Raw genomic sequence first — 18656 nt, 5'->3', positions numbered from 1 at the left:
AAGGTGCGCTCCGCGGTCCCAGTGGATTTCCGCACCCCGCGCCTCGCCCCGTCCGCACCCCGCGCCTCGCCCCGTCCGGACCCGGCGCCCTGGCCCGCGCCCCCGTACCTCCGCTGTCGGTGGCCCCTCGTACGCTGATCGCAATGAGACGCAAACCCCGCATCCCGCCCTCTCCCCTCCCCCAGCGCGAGGGGGTCGACCCGGTGCGGGTGAAGCTGCCGCAGGGCGGGGCCTGGGGCACCGTCCGCGACCATCTCGTGGCCCGGCTCGCGGCCGGGGACGGAGTGGTCGACGGGATGCTCGACGCCGGTCTGATCGTCGGGGCGGACGGGCGGCCCGTCGAGCGCGACACGGCGTATGTGCCGGGGATGTTCGTGTGGTTCCACCGCGAACTGCCCGACGAGGAGCGCGTGCCGTTCGCGCTCGACGTGGTGTACCGCGACGAGCACATCGTCGTCGCCGACAAGCCGCACTTCCTCGCCACCACCCCGCGCGGCAGCCATGTCGCCGAGACCGTTCTCGCACGGCTGCGGCGGGACCTCGGCATCCCGGAGCTCGGGGCCGCGCACCGGCTCGACCGGCTCACGGCCGGCCTTGTGCTGTTCACCGTACGGCCCGGGGAGCGCGGCGCGTACCAGTCGCTGTTCCGCGACAAGCTCGTGCACAAGGAGTACGAGGCCGTCGCCACGTACGACCCGGAGGTCGCCCTTCCGCGTACCGTGCGCAGCCGGATCCTGAAGGAGCGGGGCCTACTGGCCGCCCGGGAGGTCGCCGGGGAGCCCAACGCGGTGAGCCGGATCGAGCTGACGGAGCACCGGGACGGCCGGGGGCGGTACCGGCTCCTCCCCCGCACCGGCCAGACCCATCAACTCCGGGTGCACATGAACGCGTTGGGCCTGCCGATCCTCGGCGACCCCCTCTACCCGGTGGTGACCGACCCCGGGCCGGCCGGTGACTTCCGGCGCCCGCTCCAACTGCTCGCGCGGGTCCTGGAGTTCACCGATCCGGTCACGGGGCACGAGCACCGGTTCCTGAGCGAGCGGGTACTCACCGCCTGGTCGGCGTACGAGGACTGGGTCCGGTAGCCACGCCACCGGCACAGGAGGATCGGCGACCGGACACCCGGTACCCGCACGCCCGGTACAGGAAGAAGGCTCAGTAGCCGCGCCACCAGCGCAGGAACCGCTGCCAGGCGCCAGGACCGCGTTCCGGCGCGGCGGCGGGCGGGGCCGGGGGCGCCGGGGGCGGTGTCGTGGCCTGCGGCTGCTGCGTCCGGACCGGCCGGCTCGGGACCGGCTGCGGCAGCGGACGGAGGCTGGGCCGCTGCGACACGTCCTGCGGTTCCTTCGGCGCGAACCGTACCGGCAGCTCCACCAGGTGCCGCGACGAGATGGACGCCGTCCAGCGCAACTCGTCCTCCGCGCAGTCGAGCTGGACGTCCGGCAGCCGCATGAGCAGGGCGTCGACGCCGACGTCGGCGATGGCGCGCCCGACGTCCTGGCCCGGGCACTCGTGCGGGCCGCCGCCGAAGGCGAGGTGGGACCGGTTGCCCTGCATGTTGGCCGACAGGTCCGGGCGTACGTGCGGGTCGACGTTGCCCGGCGCGATCCCGAGGAGCAGACCGTCGCCCTTGCGGATGAGCTGGCCGCCGAGCTCGGTCTCCTGCTTGGCGAAGTAGCCGAGAACGGTGCTGAACGGCGGTTCGTCCCACAGGGACTGCTCGACCGCCTCGGGCACCGTCATCTGGCCGCCGTTGAGCTGGGCACGGAAGCGCGGGTCGGTGAGGACCATGCGCAGCACGTTGGCGAGGAGGTTGGTGGTGGCCTCGTACGCGGCGATCAGTACGAGCCGCAGATGCTGGCCGACCTCGTCGTCGCTGAGCTGCGCCGGGTGGTTGATGAGGTGGCTGGTGAAGTCCCCCTCGGGGTGGGCCCGGCGGCGGGCGGTGAGCCGCATCAGGGCGTCCATGACGTACGCGTTGCTGGCGATCGCGGTCTCGGTGCCCTTGAGCATGTCGCGGGCGGCCTGCACCATGCGGTCGTTGTACTCGTCGGGCATGCCGAGGATCTCGCACATCACCGCCATCGGCAGATGCTCGGCGAACTGGCCGACCAGGTCGGCTCTGCCCTCCTCGCAGAACCGGTTGACGAGAGCCTGCGACGACCGGTTGATGTAGCGGCGGATGCCTCGGTGGTCGATGGTCGAGATGGCACCGCTGACCGCCCCGCGCAGCCGCAGATGCTCGTCGCCCTCCGCGTGCGAGCAGATGGGCTGCCAGGCGATGTGCGGCATCAGCGGGTGGTCGGGGCCCGCGGTGCCGTCCAGGACGGGGGTCCAGACGCGGCTGTCACGGGTGTACTGCGAGGGGCTGCGCACCATGTGCAGGTTCTCGGTGTGGCCCAGCACGACCCACATCGGTACGTCGTTGTGGAGCAGCACAGGGGCCACCGCACCGTGTTCGGCGCGGAGTTTCTCGTACAGGTCTCCCAGGTCCTCCGCCTCGGGCCCGTACAGCCTGCGCACCCCGCCGAGGCCGGGGTCGTGGGCGGGGCAGCCGGGGGGCGGGCCGAACGTCGGGTCGTCCGTGCCGGTCGAGGGGTGGGGTTCAGGCGTCACGATGGTCGCTCCGAAGACTGAAGTGGATGAGGACTCCGCGGAGTCGGCGGGTGGGGGCGTGGCCGGTTCAGACGGACGTCTTGGACACGGCCAGCGAGTGCAGGAAGTGCATCAGCGTCATCAGGACCTCCCGGCTGGAGGCCCGGCGCCGCGCGTCGCACTTCACGATGGGGATGTCCTCGGTCAGGTCGAGTGCGCCGCGCAGATCCTCGACGGGGTAGCGGGGCGCGTCCGGGAAGTCGTTCACGGCGATGACGAAGGGCACCCCGCGTTCCTCCAGCCGGCCGATGACGTCGAAGCTGACCTCGAGGCGGCGGGTGTCGATCAGGACGACCGCGCCGAGGGCGCCTTCGAACAGGCCGTTCCACAGGAACCAGAAGCGCTCCTGGCCGGGCGTCCCGAACAGGTACAGCACCAGTTGCTCGGTGATGCTGATACGGCCGAAGTCCATCGCGACGGTGGTGGCCGTCTTGCTCTCCGAGCCGTAGTTGTCGTCGACGCCGATGCCCATCTGTGTCATGGTCTCCTCGGTGGTCAGCGGCCTGATCTCGCTGACGGAACCGACCATGGTCGTCTTGCCGACGCCGAAGCCGCCGACGATGACGATCTTCACGGCGGCCTGGGCCGTGTGCGGCAGATGGTCCTCGGTCCGGGGGCCCCTGATGGCGTCAGAGCTTTTGAAGTCCATGCATCACCGCTTCGAGGAGGGAACGGTCGGGCAGCGCCTCTCGCGAGATGGGGGCGCGTGCCGTTACCAGTTCGGCCGCCAGCAGCTCGGTGAGCAGGACGGTCACCACGCTGAACGGCAGCCTGAGATAGGCCGAGATCTCGGCCACGGACAGGGGGGCCTGGCAGAGCCGCAGGAGCGCCGACTGCTCCGGCGGGGCGGTCGGCGGCGGGTCGGCGCCCGCCACGATCAGCGTGACCAGGTCGAGGGCCGCCCGTTCGCCCCCGTCGGCCAGGCCGGTGAGGATGAACAGCCGTTCCGGGTTGCTCGCGTCGCCGTCCTTCCCGTCGTTCCCGTCGTTCGGCTGAGGGGGCCGGGGCGGAGGCTGTGGCTCGGGGGAGCGCCGTCGGCGTTGCGGAGGAGTCATACGGTCTGCCCGTTGCGCCGCGGCGGGCTGGTCAGGTGGGCGCCGATGCGCACGACGAGGTCGCGCATGCGGTTGCTCATCAGCCCGGCCTCCGCCGTCACGTCGGAGAGCACCGCGAGGTAGGCGTTGGGCCCTGCCGCCATCATGTAGAAGTAGGCGCCGTCCATCTCGATGATGACCATGCGCATCTTGCCGTCGCTGTGCGGGATCTCGGTGGCGACGGCACCGGCCAGGCTCTGCAGTCCGGCGCAGGCCGCGGCGACGCGGTCGGCGGCGTCCGGGTCACCGCCGTAGCGCGCGATGCGCAGTCCATCGGCCGAGAGCACCACGATCTGGTGGACGCCGGGTACCCCGTCGGCGAGTTCCTTGAGCATCCAGTCGAAGTTGGCTCGCTGCTGGATCACTTGAGGTCCCCCTCGTCATCGGCCTCCGCAAGGGCCGGGTTCTTGGTGAAAGCGGTCGGATCCGGGTCGCCCTTGAGACCGTTCATGAACGCCTCGACCCACAGTCCGGGTTCGGGCTCGGGCTCCTTCGGCTCCTCCGGGGCGGGCTCGGGTTCCCAGATGTTGACCCCGGTGGCCTTCGCCTCGGCCTCGATCCGCGCCTGCTCGGCGTATCGCTCGGTGAGCGACATCTGCACGCGGCGGCGCCGCTGCGGCAGTCCGTTGGCCGTCCACTCGGTGACCTCGGGGACGTCGTCCTCCATGTCCGCGTACTGGCTCGGGATCCGGGGTCCGGTGGTGGGGCGGCGCTTCTTGGCCTTGCGGTCGGGTGCCTCGACCGCGTCGGTGTCCATGATCGGTGCGGAGGCGGCGCCGATGCCGTGGGCGAAGCCGGGGGCGGGGTCGTCGGTGAGCATGTCGCGCGGCACGACGAGGACGGCGCGGACGCCGCCGTACGCGGACTGCCGCAGCGAGATCTGCATGTTGTACATCGTCGAGAGGCGGCCGACGACGGCCATGCCCAGACGCGGGGTCTCGCCGATGTCCTGGAGGTCCATGCTCATCTTGGCGCGCTCGATCATGCCCTCGGTGCGGGCGAGGGCCTCCTCGCTGAGGCTGACGCCGGCGTCCTCGATCTCGATGGCGACGCCGGTCTGCACCTCGATCGCGGTGACGTGCACCTTGGTCTGCGGCGGCGAGTAGCGGGTGGCGTTGTCGAGGAGTTCGGCCGCGGCGTGGATGAGCGGTTCCACGGAGACGCCGGCGACATTGACCTTGGCGATGGAGTGCAGTTCGACGCGGCGGTACTCCAGGATGCGGGACATCGCGCCGCGCAGCACGCTGTACAGCGGTACGGGCAGGGGCCACTGGCGGCCGGGCCGGCCGCCGCCGAGGACGGCGATGGAGTCGGCGAGACGGCCGATCAGCGCGGTGCCGTGGTCGATGCGGAGCAGGTCGTCGAAGACCTCGGGGTTACGGCCGTGGTCCTCCTCCATCTCCCGCAGTTCCTTGTTCTGCTGGTGGACGATCGCCTGGACGCGACGGGCGATGTTGACGAAGGTGCGCTGCGAGGAGTCGCGCAGGGCGAACTGGCGGTCCACGACCCTGACGACGGTGGTCAGCAGACTGCGCTGCGGTGGGGGAAGGTCGCGCCACTCGGGCTCCGCGTCGACGGTTTTGCGGATCACCTCCGACGGGGACTCGCCGACCCGCACCAACTCCAGTGCCGCGGGCAGGATTTCCTGACCCAGGCGCACGAACTCCGCGTCGTGGGCGGCGACGCGTTCTTCCAGGTCGGCGGTCCGGCGCGCGACCTCGGCGCGCAGCTCACGGACGGTGCGGCCGCGGCGTACCGCTTCGGCCGCGGCGGCGATGACGAGGAGCGTCGCGACGGCTCCGCACCAGCCGACGGCGATCCGGGCCGGCTCCGCCACCAAGGCGACGGCGGCCCCGGTCGCCGCGGCCATCAGTATGGCCGGCAGCAACAGCACGCGCGCGTAGGGAAGTTCACGGCCACCGGGAGGCGATTGAACACTCACCATGTATGCCCTCTGAGACAAATCGGCTGGGGTTGGGGGGTGTTGTGCTGAGGTACGTGGGGTACGGATCTGGATCTTCGGTATTTTTGGGAACAGGCGCACGAATTCATCTCAACCTGGTGCGCTGCGGGCGAGCTTAGTCCGACCGGATCATCGCTATGTCATATTCAGCAAGCACCTGAAATGACTCCTGCGCCAGGAGTACGCTCGGCCCCATTTGCACGCTGCGCCTCCATTCGCACACACTGCGTCACGAGGCACAGGCATGCGAAAACTGTCGCCCACGGGGGTGACCCCCGGCTTCCGGCACCGGGGCGGGACGTCCGTCAGACGCCGACGATGCGCAGCGCGGCGTCCGCGGTCGCCTCGGCGAAAGCCGAGACCGGGCGCTCCGGATCGGAGCGGTGAACGAGGATGACACCTTCGATCAGCCCGAAGACCAGATCCGTACGCAGATCCAGCTCACTCTTGGCGAGTGCGCCGCCCACGGCCGTCGCGGCCAGCAACTGCCGGTAGGTGTCCTTCAGTTCGGCCCGTACGGCATGGAAACCGGCGAAGCGTTCGGTGTGCACCTCGGGCAGCAGGTACAGGCCGCCGAGGTTGTGCGGGCCGCCGCAGAGCAGTTCCACGTCCGTGCGGCACAGCTCCCACAGCCGGCTCTCGGCCGGGGCGGCGTCCTCGGCGAGCAGGTGCCGGGCCAGGGCGAGCGAGGGCGTGACCGTGGACTCCAGGAGCGCGGCGAGCAATTCCTCCTTGCCGGAGACGTAGTGGTACATGGACGCCTGCCGCATGCCGGCCCGCTCGGCGACGGCACGGGTGGTCGTGGCGGCGTAGCCACGGGTCGTGAACAACTCGGCGGCGGCCGTGAGGAGTTCGTCGCGCGGCGACAGACCGCTGTCCGGCCGCTGCGCGGCGCGCGGTCTGCCCACCCGCCGTCCACTGGTCCCCATGCGTTCGATCCTCGCACACGGCACCGCCACGCGATCTTCGGGCGATGCCGGACGCTCTCCGGACGGTTTCCGTGAGGGATCGGTAACCGACCGGCAATGCGAGGGCAACGGCACCGACCCGACCCGCCCCTAATTTCTGTCGGGCGACAGAAATCACCCGAAGAGCCGAACAGCGGAGGTCCGCGATGGCGACAGCGACCACCTACGGGGCACGCGCCCACGCCCGGGCGCAGGAGGGCGCCCGGACCGAGGCCATGCCCGTCGTACCGGCGAGCGCCTGGCCCGCGCCGCCCTGCGCGGCGGGCCACCTGGTGTGGGCGGAGACGGTCGCGGGCGGCAACTACACGCACCGGGTGCTGGCCCGCGGCACCGAGCTGCGCCTGACCGACCTGCGGGGCGACGCCTGTGCGCATCTCCTCCTGTACGTCGCCGACCGTCCGTGGGAGCGGCTGAACGTAGCCGACACGGTCAAGGTGCAGTGGAACGCCTACCTCGGCGAGGACCGGCTGCTCCTGTCCGACCAGGGCCGGGTCCTCGCCTCGGTGGTCGCCGACACCTCGGGACGGCACGACGCGCTGTGCGGCACCTCCACGCTCGTACGCAACACGGAGCGGTACGGGGACGGCACCCCGCAGTCCGCCTCCCCGGCGGGGCGCGAGCTGTTCAAACTGGCCGCGGCCAAGAACGGTCTGGAGCCGCGCGACCTGCCGCCCTCGCTCTCCTTCTTCCAGGGCGTGGAGGTACGTGACGACGGCACCCTCGACTTCACCGGCTCCGCCGGCCCCGGCGGCAGCGTGACCCTGCGCGCCGAGCAGGACCTCACGGTGCTGATCGCGAACGTGCCGCACCCCGCCGATCCGCGTACGGACTACGTCAGCACCCCGCTGGAGGTGCTCGCCTGGCGCGCGGACGCCACCCGCCCCGGCGACCCGCTGTGGGAGGCGACCCCCGAAGGCCGCCGCGCGTTGCTGAACACCGCCGAATTCCTTGCCGCGAGGGGGCTCGCATGACCCGGACAGCCGTCACGGAGACCGTCGTTCCCGCCCGGGCCGCCTGGTCCGCCGTCGTCCGCGCGGGCGAGACGCTCACCCTCACCGACCTGCACGGCAACCAGGCCGTGGACTTCCTCGTGTACGACGCCCACGACACCGCGGTCCGCTACAGCGCGCCCGACACGATCCACGCCCAGGGCAGCGTCTTCCTCACCACCGGCAGTGTGCTCCTGTCCAACGAGCACACCCCGCTGATGACGGTCGTCGCGGACGAGGTGGGGCGCCACGACACGGTCGGCGGCGCCTGCTCCAAAGAGTCGAACACACTGCGGTACGGCCACCACACCTGGTCGCAGCACGCGTGCGTGGACAACTTCCTCGCGGAGGGCGCCAAGTACGGCCTCGGCAAGCGCGATCTCGTCTCGAACATCAACTGGTACATGAACGTGCCGGTCGAGAAGGACGGCACGCTGGGCATCGTCGACGGCATCTCCGCCCCGGGTCTGGCCCTGACCCTGCGCGCCGAGCGCGACGTGCTCGTGCTGGTCTCCAACTGCCCGCAGATCAACAACCCCTGCAACGGCTTCGAGCCGACGGCGGTGCGGATGACGATCGGGGCCGCCGTCCAGGTCCAGGGGGACGCGTCATGACCTTCGACACCCTGCTCGTCGCCAACCGGGGCGAGATAGCCGTCCGCGTCATCCGCACGGCGCGTGAACTCGGCCTGCGCACCGTCGCGGTGTACTCCGACCCGGACCGCTCGGCGCCCCATGTCCGGCTCGCCGACGAGGCCGTACGCCTGGGCCCCGCGCCCGCGAAGGAGTCGTACCTCGACGCGGATCTCGTACTGAAGGCCGCCAAGGACACCGGCGCCGGCGCGATCCACCCCGGCTACGGCTTCCTCTCCGAGGACGCGGCGTTCGCGCGCCGCTGCGAGGACGCCGGGATCGTGTTCGTCGGACCGACGCCCGAGCAGCTGGAACTCTTCGGCGCGAAGCACACGGCGCGGGCCGCGGCCGAGGCGGCCGGGGTGCCGCTCGCACCCGGCACGGGGCTGCTCGCCTCGCTCGACGAAGCGCTCGACGCGGCCTCCCGCATCGGCTATCCCGTCATGCTCAAGGCCACCGGCGGCGGGGGCGGCATCGGCATGTCGGCCTGCCGTTCCGCCGCCGAACTGGCCGAGTCGTGGGAGCGGGTGCGGCGCGTCACCGCGGCCTCGTTCTCCTCGGCGGGGATCTTCCTGGAACGCCTGGTCGAGCACGCCCGCCATGTCGAGGTACAGGTCTTCGGCGACGGCCGGGGCCGGGTCGTCACCCTCGGCGACCGGGACTGCTCGCTCCAACGCCGCAACCAGAAGGTGGTCGAGGAGGCCCCCGCGCCGGGACTCCCCTCACACGTGCGCGACCACCTCGCCTCGGCGGCACGGGACTTGTGCGCCGCGGTCGGCTACCGCTCCGCCGGAACCGTCGAGTTCGTGTACGACGCCGCCCGCGAGGAGGCGTACTTCCTCGAGGTCAACACCCGTCTCCAGGTGGAGCATCCGGTCACCGAGGAGATCTACGGGGTCGACCTGGTCGCCTGGATGCTGCGGCTCGCGGGCGGCGACGCCGACGTCGTACGCGATCCGGGGCCGCCCCGCGGCCACGCCGTGGAGGCCCGGGTGTACGCGGAGGACCCCTCCCGCGAGCACCGGCCCAGCGCGGGCCTGCTGACGCGGGTGGAGTTCCCGCAGGGCGTACGGGTGGACGGCTGGGTGGAGACGGGGACGGAGGTCACGACGTCGTACGACCCCATGCTCGCCAAGGTCGTGGCGTACGGGTCCGACCGGGCGCACGCGCTGGCCCGCCTCGACGAGGCGCTGGCCCGGACGCGGGTCGACGGCATCGAGACGAATCTGGGGCTCGTCCGGGCGGCGCTCGCCGACCACGGCTTGCGCACCGCCACCCACACGACGGCGACACTGGCCAAGATCACCGACCCCACTCCGCGCGTCGAGGTGGTCGCGGCCGGCACGCTCACCACCGTCCAGGACTGGCCGGGCCGCACCGGCTACTGGCAGGTGGGCGTGCCGCCGTGCGGCCCGATGGACGACCGCTCCTTCCGGCTCGGCAACCGGGCGCTCGGGAACGAGGAGGGAGCGCCGGGTCTGGAGTGCACCCTGCGGGGACCGGCGCTGCGCTTCACCCACGCCACGACGGTGTGCGTCACGGGCGCCCCGGCACCGGTCACCGTGGACGGAACGCCGGTCGCCCAGTGGGAGCCGGTGACGGTGCCCGCCGGGGCCCTCCTGGAGGTCGGCGCCCCCGCCGAGCCCGGCCTGCGGACCTATGTGCTGTTCGCGGGCGGCCTGGACGTCCCCGCGTTCCTCGGCAGCGCGGCCACCTTCACACTGGGCCGGTTCGGCGGGCACGGCGGGCGGGCGCTGCGCACGGGGGACGTGCTGCACGGCGGGTCGGTCACGGACCGGGGCGCTCCCGTGCCCGCCGGGGACCGGCCGGTGTTCGCTACGGAGTGGCACGTCGGCGCCCTGGAAGGACCGCACGCCGCACCGGAGTTCTTCACCGAGGACGACATCCGCGACTTCTACGCGGCCGGCTGGAAGGTCCACTTCAACTCGGCCCGGACGGGCGTACGACTGGTCGGACCCAAGCCCCGCTGGGCGCGCTCGGACGGCGGAGAGGCGGGGCTGCACCCGTCCAACATCCACGACACCCCGTACTCGGTCGGTGCCGTCGACTACACGGGCGACATGCCGGTACTGCTCGGCCCGGACGGGCCCTCGCTCGGCGGTTTCGTCTGCCCGGCGACGGTCGCCACGGCGGAGCGCTGGAAGCTCGGGCAGCTGCGCCCCGGCGACACGGTCCGCTTCACACCGCTGGCCGAGGACGGCTCGACGCGGCCCGCGATCGTGGACGGCGGGGTGCTCGCACGGGACGGCGACGTGACCTACCGGCGCAGCGGCGACGACAACCTGCTGGTCGAATTCGGCCCGATGCAGCTCGACCTGGCCCTGCGCATGCGGGTGCACGCGCTGATGGAAGCGGTGGCCGAAGCCGGGCTGGACGGCGTCACGGACCTCACCCCGGGCATTCGCTCGCTCCAGATCCGGACGGACCCGCGCCGCCTGCCGCTACGCGAACTCCTCGCGGTCGTACGGGAGACGGTGAGCGCGCTCCCGCCCACCGACCAGCTCGTCGTCCCGTCCCGCACGGTCCACCTCCCCCTCTCCTGGGACGACCCGGCCACCCGCGAGGCGATCGAGCGCTACATGGCGGGCGTGCGCGACGACGCGCCCTGGTGCCCGTGGAACATCGAGTTCATCCGCCGCGTCAACGGCCTGGAGTCGGTGGCGGACGTGTACGACACGGTCTTCGACGCGGAGTACCTCGTACTCGGCCTGGGCGACGTGTACTTGGGAGCGCCGGTGGCCACACCGCTCGACCCGCGCCACCGCCTGGTCACCACCAAGTACAACCCGGCGCGCACCTGGACCGCCGAGAACTCGGTCGGCATCGGCGGCGCGTACCTGTGCGTCTACGGGATGGAGGGCCCCGGCGGCTACCAGTTCGTGGGCCGCACGACCCAGGTCTGGTCGGGCTGGCAGCAGCGCGGCGCGTTCGAACCGGGCTCGCCGTGGCTGCTGCGCTTCTTCGACCGGATCAAGTGGTACGCCGTCGGGCCCGACGAACTCCTCGACCTGCGCGCCGACATCGCCTCGGGCCGCTTCGTGCCGCGCGTCGAGGAGGGCGAGTTCTCGCTGGCCGGGTACGAGTCCTTCCTCGCCGCGAACGCCGGCTCCATCGCCGCCTTCCGGGCCCGCCAGGGCGCGGCCTTCGCGGCGGAGCGGGACGCGTGGGAGGCGGCGGGCGAGTTCGCGCGGGCCGAGGCGGCGACGGCGCCCGAGGCCCCGCCGGCCGAGGTGACCGTTCCGGTGGGCGGCGCTCTGGTGGAGGCCGAGTTCGCCGCGTCGGTCTGGCAGCTGAACGTGGGACCGGGCGACGCGGTGACGGCCGGCCAGCCGCTGCTCACCCTGGAGGCGATGAAGATGGAGTCCAGGGTGCCCGCGCCGATGGCCGGTGTGGTGACGGAGATCCTGGCCAGGCCGGGCGATCAGGTGGCGGCGGGCACGGCGCTGGTCGTGCTCGCACCGGCCACGAGCTGAACTTCGAGGAGCACGCATGTCCACTCTGTCCCGTGTCCGTGCCGCGTACGCCCGTGTGGCGGCCGTCGACCGTCCGGAGATCTGGATCGATCTCCGATCCCGGGCGGACGTCGAGGCCGAGGCGGCGGTGACCGACGAGCGCGTCGCGGCGGGTCAGCGGCTCCCGCTCGCCGGACGCCTGTTCGCCGTCAAGGGCAACATCGACGTCCACGGCCTGGCGACCACCGCGGGCTGCCCCGCGTACGCCTACCTGCCCGAGGCCGACGCCCCGGCCGTCGCCCGGCTCCGGGCGGCCGGCGCGATCGTGCTCGGCACGACGAACCTGGACCAGTTCGCCACCGGCCTGGTCGGCACCCGTTCCCCGTACGGGGCGGTGCGCGGCGCGTACGACCCGGCGAGGATCAGCGGCGGCTCCAGCGCGGGCTCGGCCGTGGCCGTGGCCCTGGGCATCGTGGACTTCGCCCTCGGTACGGACACCGCGGGCTCCGGCCGTGTCCCCGCCGCCTTCAACGGCATCGTCGGCCTCAAGCCCACCCGCGGCCTCGTCCCCACGACGGGCACCGTCCCCGCCTGCGCCTCCCTCGACTGCGTCACCGTCTTCGCCCGTACGCTCCCGGAGGCCGAGCAGGCCCTCGCGCACCTGGCGTCGCCGCCCGGCCGGGACCTCCCTCCGCTCCCCCAGCGCGCCCCCGGCCCGTGGCGCGTCGCGGTCCCGCCGCTGCCGCAGCTCGGCGAGCTGGACGAGGGCTGGGGCGAGGCGTACGAGGCCGCGGTGGAGCACCTCGTGGCGGCGGGCGTCTCGGTCCGCACGATCGATCTCAGCCCGTTCACCGAGGCCGCGGCGATGCTCTACGAGGGTGCGTTCGTGGCCGAGCGCTACACCGCGGTGGGGAGCTTTGTCGACAAGTTGATCAGCGAGGGCGGTGCGGGGCTCGACCCCACCGTCGCCGGCATCATCACCCGCGCCCGGGACATCCCGGCCCACCGGCTCTTCGCCGACCAGGAACGTCTGGCCACCCTGCGCACCCGGGCGCTCGCCGAACTCGGTGATGCCGACGCCCTGCTGCTGCCCACCACCCCCGGTCACCCCACACTCGCCGAGGTCGCCGCCGACCCGCTGGGCGCCAACGCCCGCCTCGGGCGCTTCACCAACTCCACGAACCTCTTCGACCTGGCCGCGGTCGCCGCCCCCGCCGGTCTCACGCCCGCCCAACTGCCCTTCGGGGTGATGCTGATCGGCCCGGCGTTCACCGACGGGCGGCTCGCCCGGATCGCCGCCCTGCTTCAGCCACAGCTGAGCGTGGCGGTGATCGGCGCGCATCTGTCGGGCCAGCCGCTCAACCCGCAGCTCCTGGCCCTGGGCGCGCGACGGGAGCGTACGACCACCACCGCACCCGCCTACCGGCTGCACGCCCTGCCGACCACCCCGCCCAAGCCGGGCCTCGTGCACGTGCGTCAGGGCGGCGCCGCGATCGAGACGGAGGTCTGGCGGCTGCCCGCCGAAGGCCTCGGCCGGCTGCTCGCCTCACTCCCCCGCCCGATGACGCTCGGCCAGGTCGAACTGGCCGACGGCAGCCGCGTCCCGGGCTTCCTGTGCGAGCCGGACGCGCTCACGGACGCGGCGGACATCACGGAGTACGGGGGCTGGCGGGCGTACCTGGACCGTTGACACACGCCGTTCACACGCGCCGTTGACGCGACACGTACCCGCCTGTTCAACTGAGCCCATGCGACCCCGGCTGCTGCTGGTCACCCGCGACCACATCGACTTCTGTCGAGTGTGGTCGGCGGCGTGTCGCGCCTGACGACGCCCTCCGCCACCGTCAGCGCACCGCAGCACCGAATCGAGGCCGCACCACCATGCCCGTAGAGTTCCTCGGCATCGCCGCAACCAACGAAGGCTCCGAAGTGACCGCCCGCTCCGGGCCGTCCTTCGACAAGGAGTACACGCTCAGGCTGGCCCGCGCCCACGAGGAGTACGGCTGGGACCGGATCCTGTTCGCGTACGGGTCCGGCTCCCCCGATCCGTCGCCCGCGGCCGCCTACATCGCGGCCCGCACGGAGAAGATCCAGATCCTGGTGGCGCACCGCCCGAACGTCTCGTACCCGACGTTCGCGGCCAAGACCTTCGCGACCCTCGACCGCATCAGCGACGGCCGGCTGGCCGTCCACTTCATCACCGGCGGCAACGACCACGAGCAGCAGCGCGAGGGCGACTTCCTGACCAAGGACGAACGGTACGCGCGCACCCGGGAAGCCATCCAGATCATCAAGAAGGCGTGGACGACGCACGAGCCGTTCGACCACGAGGGCACGCACTACCGCTTCCACGACTTCGTCAGCGACACCTTTCCCGTCCAGCAGCCGCATCCGCCCGTCTCCTTCGGCGGCTCATCGGCCGCCGCGTACGCGGCCGGGGGCGCCGAGGCGGACATCTACTGCCTGTGGGGCGAGCCGCTGGCGCAGACCGCCGAGCAGATCGAGTCGGTGAAGGCCGCGGCGAAGGCGGCGGGCCGCACGGACATCCCAAGGATCCAGGTCGCGTTCCGCCCGATCATCGCGCCGACGGAGGAACTGGCCTGGGAGAAGGCGCACCGGACGCTGGCCCGGATCAAGGCGCGCACGGCCGGGGCTCCGCTCAGCCGCCGCCATCCGCTGAAGAATCCGGAGAACTCGGGCTCCCAGCGGCTGCTGGCGGTGGCCGCCCGGGGCGACCGCCACGACCGCGCCCTGTGGACCCCGACGGCGGCGGAGACGGGCGGCGCCGGCAACTCCACGGCACTGGTCGGCACCCCCGAGACGGTGGCCGAGGCCCTCCTCGACTACTACGACCTCGGAGTCGACATCCTCTCGGCCCGCGGCTACGACCTCCTCGACGACGCGATCGACTTCGGCCGGCACGTGATCCCGATCGTCCGCGAAGAAGTCGCGAAGCGGGACGCGGCGCGGGTGGCGGCCTAGCACCCGCGCCCCGCTTCGTCGGCCCCTCCGCGAAGAATCGCCGCCCCTCCGGAAAGGTAAGGGGCGGCGAAGCGGGCGCGGCGCCGGCTCAGCCCACCGACGAGTAGGCGACCACCCCGCGCAGCAGTTCGTCGACCGCCTTGCGGGCGTTCTTCGCGACCGTGGAGCCCTCGCCCCTGACGGGTGCGGCGGCGGAGATCTGGCCCAGCACGTCGATGACCTGCTTGCACCAGCGGACGAAGTCACCGGCCGGCATCTCCGCCTCGCGCAGCACCTCGTCCAGGCCCTTGCCGGAGGCCCACATGTACGCGGCCCAGGCGAAGCCGAGGTCCGGCTCGCGCTGTCCGACACCCTCCGTCTGGGTGATCCGGAAGTCTTCCTCCAGGGCGTCGAGGCGCCCCCAGATCCGGACCATCTCGCCCAGCGCCGCCTTGGCCTTGCCGGACGGCAGCTTGGGCGCCATCGCGTCGTCACCGACCCGCGACTCGTACACCAACGCCGAGACGCACGCGGCGAGTTCGGCCGGATCGAGGCCTTCCCAGACCCCGGCACGCAGGCACTCGCTGGCCAGCAGGTCGAGTTCGCCGTAGAGACGGGCGAGCCGCTTGCCGTGCGCGGTGACCTCGTCGCCGCGCAGATAGTCCAGCTCGGTCAGGAGCGCGACGATCCGGTCGAAGGTGCGGGCGATCGTGTTCGTACGGCCCTCGATGCGCCGCTCCAGCTGCGAGGTGTCACGCATCAGCCGGTAGTAGCGCTCGGCCCAACGGGCGTGGTCCTCCCGGTCGTTGCACCCGTGGCAGGGGTGCGCGCGCAACTCCGCCCGCAGCCGGGCGATCTCACGGTCGTCGGCGGCCGCGGAACGGCCCTTGCGATGCCGGTCCGGGACGATGTGCCCGGCCTTCGTCCGCAGCGCGGAGGCGAGATCCCGACGGGACTGCGGCGAGCGCGGATTGAAGGACTTGGGGATCCGCATCCGCTCCAGCGCCTCGACCGGCACCGGGAAGTCCATCGAGGCGAGCCGCTTCACCTGGCGCTCGGCGGTCAGCACCAGCGGCCGCGGGCCGTCGTGCTGCTCGAAGCCACGATGGCCGTTGGAGCGGCCCGCGGGCAGGCCCGGGTCGAGCACGAGCGCCAGTCCGGCGTACTTGCCGGTCGGGACGTGGATGACATCGCCCGGCTTGAGCTTCTCCAGCGCCACCGCCGCTTCGGCCCGCCGCTGCGCCGCGCCCTGCTTGGCCAGCTCGGTCTCGCGGTCCTTGAGTTCGCGGCGCAGCCGCGCGTACTCCTCGAAGTCCCCGAGGTGGCAGGTCATGGACTCCTTGTAGCCCTCGAGCCCCTCCTCGTTGCGCTGCACCTGCCGGGAGATCCCGACGACCGACTTGTCGGCCTGGAACTGCGCGAAGGACGTCTCGAGCAGCTCGCGTGAGCGGTGCCGGCCGAACTGGTCGACCAGGTTCACCGCCATGTTGTACGACGGCTTGAAGCTGGAGCGCAGCGGGTACGTACGGGTGCCAGCGAGGCCTGCCAGGTGCTCGGGGCTGAAGCCGCGCTGCCACAACACGACCGCGTGGCCCTCGACATCGATCCCACGGCGACCCGCCCGGCCCGTCAACTGGGTGTACTCGCCGGGGGTGATGTCGGCGTGCTGCTCGCCGTTCCACTTGACGAGCTTCTCCAACACCACCGAGCGGGCGGGCATGTTGATGCCGAGCGCCAGGGTCTCGGTGGCGAACACGGCCTTGACCAGGCCGCGTACGAAGAGCTCCTCGACGACCTCCTTGAACGTCGGCAGCATGCCCGCGTGATGGGCCGCGATGCCGCGCTCCAGTCCCTCCAGCCACTCGTAGTAGCCGAGGACGTGCAGATCCTCGGTCGGGATGGATGCCGTGCGCTCCTCCACGAGGGCGCGCACCTTGTCGCGCGCGGCCTCGTCGTTCAGCCTGAGGCCCGCGTACAGGCACTGCTGGACGGCGGCCTCGCAGGCGGCGCGGCTGAAGATGAACGTGATGGCGGGCAGCAGCCCTTCGGCGTCCAGCCGCTCGATCACCTCGGGCCGGCCCGGCGTCCACACCCGCGACCGCTGCCGGCGCTCACGCTCGCGGTCGGCCTCGCGCATGGCGCGGCCGCGTTTGCGGTCCTGGTACGACGGGCGGCTGGCCTCCATGCGGGCCAGCCGCGTGAGGTCGGGGTTGACGGCCTTCTTGTGGCCCTCGCCCTCCTCGAACAGGTCGTACATCCGGCGTCCGGCCAGCACATGCTGGAACAGCGGCACGGGCCGGTGCTCGGACACGATCACCTGGGTGTCGCCGCGCACCGTGTCCAGCCAGTCGCCGAACTCCTCCGCGTTCGACACGGTCGCCGAAAGTGACACCAGGGTCACCGACTCGGGGAGATGGATGATCACTTCCTCCCAGACGGCGCCGCGGAAACGGTCGGAGAGGTAGTGCACCTCGTCCATGACCACATAGCCGAGACCCAGGAGGGTCTGGGAACCCGCGTACAGCATGTTCCGCAGGACCTCGGTGGTCATCACGACCACCGGGGCGTCGGAGTTGACGCTGTTGTCGCCGGTGAGGAGGCCGACCTTGTCCGCGCCGTAACGGCGGGCCAGATCGGCGTACTTCTGGTTGGAGAGCGCCTTGATGGGGGTGGTGTAGAAGCATTTCTTGCCCTGCTGGAGGGCGAGGTGGACGGCGAACTCGCCGACGATCGTCTTGCCCGAGCCGGTGGGCGCGGCCACCAGCACCCCCTTGCCCGCCTCGAGTGCCTGACAGGCCTCGATCTGGAAGGGGTCGAGGCCGAAGTCGTACATCTCGCGGAAGGGGGCGAGCGCGGTGGCCTGCTCGGCAGCGCGCTGACGAGCTGCCGCGTACCGCTCGGCCGGTGAGAGGTCCTCTGTCATCGTGCTTTCGAGACTACCGGGAGCCACTGACAACAGGACGATCAATATCCGGATCCAAGCCTGTGAAACCCAGGGTTCACGCAGCTCAGGGCACAGCGACCCGCGCCGCCCCGGGTATGCACTCCGCCGTGAGCGGCAGCGGGCCCAGCGGCTCACCGTCCGCGTACCCCGTGATGCCCTGAGCGACGAGTTCGACCTTCGCGGCCCGGTGCACGGTGACCTTGGGATGGTCGAGGTGGGTGCCCTTGTACACCTTGGGGAACACCTTGAGCAGCGTCGTACGGCTGCAGTCCCCGACGACCGTGATGTCGAACAGCCCGTCGTCGAGGTCGGCGTCCGCGCAGATCTTCATGCCGCCGCCGTACGACGACCCGTTGCCGACTGCCACGAGGGTCGCCTCGATCTCCCGGACCGCTCCGTCGTCGAGCGTCATCCGGTACGGGACGGGCGTGAAGGCGGCCAGTTCGGCGAGCATCGCCAGGTCGTACTTGAAGCGGCCGGTGGGCCAGCGCATACGGTTGCCGCGGTCGTTGACCCGGGAGTCGAAGCCGGAGGCGAGGACGGTGCCGAACCAGGTTCCGTCGACACGCCCCAGATCGACGTCACGCAGCCGCGCCCCCTTCAGAGCCTCCGCGATCACCCGCCCCGCGGCCGCCGGGTCGCGCACCGGGAGCCCCAGGGCCCGCGCGAAGTCGTTCCCGGTGCCGACGGCGACCAGGCCGAGCGGGGTGCGCGTGCCGCCGACGGCCTGAAGGGCCAGATGCGCCATGCCGTCCCCGCCGACGGCCACCAAGGCGCCCGTTCCACCCGCGACGGCTTCGCGCGCGCGGGCCAGAGCGTCCTCGGCGTTCTCCCCGAGGATCGTACGGACGGAGAATCCCGCCGCCCGCAAAGCCGAAGCGGCCGGCTGCGCCGCGTGGGCGCCCCGGCCGCGTCCCGCGGTGGGGTTGACGAAGAGGGTGATCTCGCTGGTCACGGCCCTGACCCTACGAGATCCA

14 protein-coding genes are annotated in these 18656 nt (G+C 71.9%); 6 read left to right on the top strand and 8 right to left on the bottom strand.

Annotated elements, in window-relative coordinates:
• Positions 1-143 precede the first annotated feature (143 nt).
• The gene (locus GTY58_RS34810; protein ID WP_042493887.1) at positions 144-1085 is read left to right on the top strand and encodes an RluA family pseudouridine synthase; all 942 of its coding nucleotides are present in this window, start codon (positions 144-146) and stop codon (positions 1083-1085) included.
• A gap of 70 nt (positions 1086-1155) precedes the next feature.
• On the opposite strand, the gene GTY58_RS34805 is transcribed toward GTY58_RS34810, so the two are convergent.
• From GTY58_RS34805 to GTY58_RS34780, 6 genes are all read right to left on the bottom strand, one after another.
• Entirely contained in the window at positions 1156-2616 is a 1461-nt protein-coding gene (locus tag GTY58_RS34805) for a cytochrome P450 (RefSeq protein ID WP_010988106.1), read from the bottom strand.
• Between the two features lie 67 nt (positions 2617-2683).
• Positions 2684-3304: an ATP/GTP-binding protein gene (locus GTY58_RS34800; RefSeq protein WP_010988105.1), complete on the bottom strand. Its 621-nt coding sequence runs from the start codon at positions 3302-3304 to the stop codon at positions 2684-2686.
• Positions 3285-3710 (bottom strand): DUF742 domain-containing protein, encoded by a 426-nt coding sequence (locus GTY58_RS34795; protein ID WP_010988104.1) that lies wholly within the window; start codon positions 3708-3710, stop codon positions 3285-3287. The genes GTY58_RS34800 and GTY58_RS34795 overlap by 20 nt, the downstream gene beginning before the upstream one ends.
• Complete coding sequence (locus GTY58_RS34790; RefSeq protein ID WP_010988103.1) at positions 3707-4114, bottom strand: roadblock/LC7 domain-containing protein; 408 nt, start codon at positions 4112-4114, stop codon at positions 3707-3709. The genes GTY58_RS34795 and GTY58_RS34790 overlap by 4 nt, the downstream gene beginning before the upstream one ends.
• Positions 4111-5694, bottom strand: a complete 1584-nt coding sequence (locus GTY58_RS34785; RefSeq protein ID WP_010988102.1) for an ATP-binding protein — start codon at positions 5692-5694, stop codon at positions 4111-4113. The genes GTY58_RS34790 and GTY58_RS34785 overlap by 4 nt, the downstream gene beginning before the upstream one ends.
• 323 nt (positions 5695-6017) lie before the next feature.
• Positions 6018-6641: a TetR/AcrR family transcriptional regulator gene (locus GTY58_RS34780; protein ID WP_010988101.1), complete on the bottom strand. Its 624-nt coding sequence runs from the start codon at positions 6639-6641 to the stop codon at positions 6018-6020.
• A 185-nt stretch (positions 6642-6826) separates the two neighbouring features.
• Here GTY58_RS34780 and GTY58_RS34775 point away from each other — a divergent pair, with 185 nt between their 5' ends.
• The 5 genes from GTY58_RS34775 to GTY58_RS34755 all read left to right on the top strand — a co-directional run bounded on the left by GTY58_RS34775 (position 6827) and on the right by GTY58_RS34755 (position 14756).
• Positions 6827-7651 (top strand): urea amidolyase associated protein UAAP1, encoded by an 825-nt coding sequence (locus tag GTY58_RS34775; RefSeq protein ID WP_010988100.1) that lies wholly within the window; start codon positions 6827-6829, stop codon positions 7649-7651.
• The gene (locus GTY58_RS34770; protein ID WP_010988099.1) at positions 7648-8283 is read left to right on the top strand and encodes an urea amidolyase associated protein UAAP2; all 636 of its coding nucleotides are present in this window, start codon (positions 7648-7650) and stop codon (positions 8281-8283) included. Before GTY58_RS34775 ends, GTY58_RS34770 begins: the two co-directional genes overlap by 4 nt.
• Positions 8280-11795, top strand: a complete 3516-nt coding sequence (locus tag GTY58_RS34765) for a 5-oxoprolinase/urea amidolyase family protein (RefSeq protein WP_010988098.1) — start codon at positions 8280-8282, stop codon at positions 11793-11795. Before GTY58_RS34770 ends, GTY58_RS34765 begins: the two co-directional genes overlap by 4 nt.
• Before the next feature lie 16 nt (positions 11796-11811).
• Positions 11812-13464 (top strand): allophanate hydrolase, encoded by a 1653-nt coding sequence (atzF, locus tag GTY58_RS34760; RefSeq protein WP_010988097.1) that lies wholly within the window; start codon positions 11812-11814, stop codon positions 13462-13464.
• A gap of 191 nt (positions 13465-13655) precedes the next feature.
• On the top strand, positions 13656-14756 hold the full coding sequence (locus GTY58_RS34755) for an LLM class flavin-dependent oxidoreductase (RefSeq protein ID WP_010988096.1): 1101 nt from the start codon (positions 13656-13658) through the stop codon (positions 14754-14756).
• An 88-nt stretch (positions 14757-14844) separates the two neighbouring features.
• Here the strand turns inward: GTY58_RS34755 and GTY58_RS34750 are convergent, their stop codons facing one another.
• Positions 14845-17703 (bottom strand): DEAD/DEAH box helicase, encoded by a 2859-nt coding sequence (locus tag GTY58_RS34750; protein WP_037646460.1) that lies wholly within the window; start codon positions 17701-17703, stop codon positions 14845-14847.
• Positions 17704-17743: 40 nt separating this feature from the next.
• Positions 17744-18634, bottom strand: a complete 891-nt coding sequence (locus tag GTY58_RS34745; protein WP_010988094.1) for a diacylglycerol kinase — start codon at positions 18632-18634, stop codon at positions 17744-17746.
• Between the last annotated feature and the right edge of the window lie 22 nt (positions 18635-18656).

This window comes from Streptomyces sp. SID5469 (genome assembly GCF_009862865.1).
GTDB lineage: Bacteria > Actinomycetota > Actinomycetes > Streptomycetales > Streptomycetaceae > Streptomyces > Streptomyces avermitilis.
Note: the sequence above shows the minus strand (reverse complement) of the source record. Positions and strands in the feature narration are given on the sequence as shown.

Excerpts from the sequence above, each read along its gene's own strand:
- GTY58_RS34780 (WP_010988101.1), bottom strand. The coding sequence starts at position 6,641 with ATGGGGACCAGTGGACGGCGGGTGGGCAGACCGCGCGCCGCGCAGCGG.
- GTY58_RS34810 (WP_042493887.1), top strand. The coding sequence starts at position 144 with ATGAGACGCAAACCCCGCATCCCGCCCTCTCCCCTCCCCCAGCGCGAG.
- GTY58_RS34800 (WP_010988105.1), bottom strand. The coding sequence starts at position 3,304 with ATGGACTTCAAAAGCTCTGACGCCATCAGGGGCCCCCGGACCGAGGAC.
- GTY58_RS34770 (WP_010988099.1), top strand. The coding sequence starts at position 7,648 with ATGACCCGGACAGCCGTCACGGAGACCGTCGTTCCCGCCCGGGCCGCC.
- GTY58_RS34755 (WP_010988096.1), top strand. The coding sequence starts at position 13,656 with ATGCCCGTAGAGTTCCTCGGCATCGCCGCAACCAACGAAGGCTCCGAA.
- GTY58_RS34795 (WP_010988104.1), bottom strand. The coding sequence starts at position 3,710 with ATGACTCCTCCGCAACGCCGACGGCGCTCCCCCGAGCCACAGCCTCCG.
- atzF (WP_010988097.1), top strand. The coding sequence starts at position 11,812 with ATGTCCACTCTGTCCCGTGTCCGTGCCGCGTACGCCCGTGTGGCGGCC.
- GTY58_RS34785 (WP_010988102.1), bottom strand. The coding sequence starts at position 5,694 with ATGGTGAGTGTTCAATCGCCTCCCGGTGGCCGTGAACTTCCCTACGCG.
- GTY58_RS34775 (WP_010988100.1), top strand. The coding sequence starts at position 6,827 with ATGGCGACAGCGACCACCTACGGGGCACGCGCCCACGCCCGGGCGCAG.
- GTY58_RS34765 (WP_010988098.1), top strand. The coding sequence starts at position 8,280 with ATGACCTTCGACACCCTGCTCGTCGCCAACCGGGGCGAGATAGCCGTC.